3 protein-coding genes are annotated in these 2,802 nt (G+C 49.6%); all 3 read right to left on the reverse strand.

The genetic code is table 11. The features are described 5' to 3' along the window. Positions 1–1,867 (reverse strand): excinuclease ABC subunit UvrA (locus tag Q0J48_RS06955; RefSeq protein ID WP_296242764.1); only part of this gene is annotated, 1,867 nt, incomplete at its 3' end. Then, on the reverse strand, positions 1,830–2,396 hold the full coding sequence (locus Q0J48_RS06960; RefSeq protein ID WP_296242765.1) for a DNA-3-methyladenine glycosylase I: 567 nt from the start codon (positions 2,394–2,396) through the stop codon (positions 1,830–1,832). The genes Q0J48_RS06960 and Q0J48_RS06955, both read right to left, overlap by 38 nt. Further along, on the reverse strand, positions 2,393–2,802 hold a 410-nt coding region (locus Q0J48_RS06965), incomplete at its 5' end, for a methylated-DNA--[protein]-cysteine S-methyltransferase (protein WP_296242766.1). The genes Q0J48_RS06965 and Q0J48_RS06960, both read right to left, overlap by 4 nt.

Raw genomic sequence — 2,802 nt, forward strand, 5'->3', positions numbered from 1 at the left:
GTTTGCCCGTATTATAAGAAAAATCCCCGGCTTTATAAGCCTTGGTCTGTTTCGCAAAGATCTTGCGCAACTCATCATGCACATTGGCATAAGTTGCCACGGTAGAGCGCACATTGATGCCGATCGGACTGGCATCAATCAGTTTGATGTGGGCAATGCCCGGGGCATCGATGCTTTTGACATGGTCAGGCAGCGGCCTCTTTTTTAACGAAGCTTCCAAGGCCGGCACCAAGCTTTCCAGAATCAGCGTTGTTTTCCCGGAACCCGATACGCCGGTCACCACACTGAGTTTGCCTTTGGGGATCTGGACCTTTAATGGTTTGATGGTATAGATCGCATTCGTTGATAAAGTGATCGTTCCCTGATCAAAGAGATTTGCATTGTCTTTTCTTTGGATCTGACTTTCAGTTTTTAAAAACGGTCCAATGATCGAATTCGGATTTTGACAAAGCGCAAGCGGCGTCCCCTGGGCAATAACCTGACCGCCCTGCGAACCGGCCTGCGGTCCCATCTCCACGATCCAATCTGTTTTCTTTAAGATGTTCGTATCATGATCCACGACGATCACAGAATTGCCATCTTGGACAAGATCCTCCATCACGCCCGTTAATCCTTTGGCATTGGCAGGATGCAGACCAATAGAAGGCTCATCCAGCACATACAGCACACCTGTCGTTCGATTCCGCACCGCTCTGGCCAGCTGCATCCGCTGCCTTTCCCCGGTGGAAAGGGTATTCGAGGCACGATCCAAGCTGAGATACCCCAGCCCCAGATCCATCAAGCGTCTGGCCACGCTCTCAAACGATTCGACGATGCGCCAAGCCATCGGCCGCATCTCTTCCGGCAAAGTCGAAGGAACGTGATGAACCCATTTTAAGGCCTCCGCCAAACTCATCCGGCAGATCTGGTCCAAAGAAAGCCCCGCACATTTCGGCGCTCTGGCCGCATCGGATAGACGCGTTCCATGACACGCAGGACAATCTTCTTCCTTCAAGAACTTTTCAACCCGTTTCATCCCCTTTTCATCTTTGACTTTGGCCAAGGCATTCTCGACCGTATGCACGGCACTGTAATACGTAAAATCAAGGGGCGTGACCGTATCCGCATTTTTGGGTTGATACAAGATATGCTTTTTGACCGGCTCGCCAAAATAGACGATCTCTTTTTCTTTTTCACTCAGTTCTTTGAACGGGATATCCGTTCGCACGCCCATTTCCCGGCAGACATCCTTCATCAAAGACCACATCAAAGAATTCCAGGGAGCCACGGCTCCTTCATCGATGGAAAGATCTTCGTTCGGGATCAGTGTCTTCAGATCCACACTTTGAACTTTTCCGGTCCCGTGACAATGCGGACAAGCCCCTTGCGAGTTAAAGGCAAGCTCTTCGGCAGAAGGTGCCGTAAACTGCGTATGACACACCGGACAGACCAGATCTTGCCCCGTAGCCACCGCTAAACTAGGCTCGAGGACATGTCCGTTGGGACAGACATGATGCGCACAGCGCGACACCAAGAGCCGCAAACTGTTCAGCAGCTCGGTCCCTGTCCCAAACGTCGAACGGATCCCCGGAATGGCCGGACGCTGCCGCAAAGCCAGGGCTGCCGGCACATACAAGATCTCATCCACGGCTGCCTGCGAAGCTTGCGTCATTCTTCGCCGCGTATAGGTCGATAACGATTCCAGATATCGTCTTGAGCCTTCCGCATATAAGATCCCCAAAGCTAAAGAAGACTTCCCGGAACCCGATACGCCGGCAATCCCGACGATTTGATGCAGAGGAATATCGAGATCGATGTTTTTTAGATTATGAACTTTAGCGCCCCGGATCTCAATGTGATCGGGTGCTTTGGTTTTTTGGATCGACATAAAGAAAACATCCCTCCTCATGAGAATTCACGATTCCGATCGCCTGAAGATATGCATAGAGAATCGTCGTTCCCACAAATTTCATGCCCCGTTTCTTCAAATCTTGAGAAAGGGCATCCGATAGTTTTGAATGTGTTTGATGCGTTTCATAGAAGATCTTGCCGCCGGTAAACTCTAAAAGATAGTCCCGGAATGATCCTTTTTCCTGTCGGATCTCTTCAAAGACCTTCGCATTGGTGATCGCCGCTTTGATCTTTAAACGATTGCGCACGATCCCGGGATCCTGACATAACGACTCGATCTTATCTTCCCCATAGCCTTGGATACGCCTCCAGTCAAAATGATCAAAAGCCTGACGAAACGCTTTCCGCTTATTCAAGATACACTCCCAGGATAACCCTGCCTGAAAGCTTTCCAGGATGAGCATTTCAAAAAGATAAGGATCTTCTAAATTGAGTACGCCCCATTCTTCATCGTGATAGCGCACATAAGCTTCATTTTTCTCATTGCACCATGAACACCGCTTCATTGTAAGACCCCTTCATGCGTAAGCAGCCAGCGCTTGACTTCGATTCCGCCGGCATAGCCTGTCAGCTTGCCCGAAGCGGCAATCACCCGATGACACGGAACAACGATCGAGATCGGGTTGTGTCCCACCGCCTGTCCTACCGCCTGGCAAGACATCGAAGGAGCGATTTTTTGCGCGATCTCTTTGTAGGTCATGGTTTTTCCGTAAGGGATCATTAAAAGAAGGGACCATACTTGTTTTTGAAAAGCCGTCCCTTGAAGATCCAACGGAAAATCAATTTTGGGATCCTCTCCTTGAAAGTATGCATCTAACCATTGTTTGACCCGCTTCATCAAAGGCGTTTCTTCTATGATCTTGGCTTCCTGTTTTGCGTTCCAAAATTCATGTTTTTGTCCCTGCAGCCAGA

This window comes from uncultured Faecalicoccus sp., assembly GCF_944325745.1.
Lineage (GTDB): Bacteria > Bacillota_I > Bacilli_A > Erysipelotrichales > Erysipelotrichaceae > Faecalicoccus.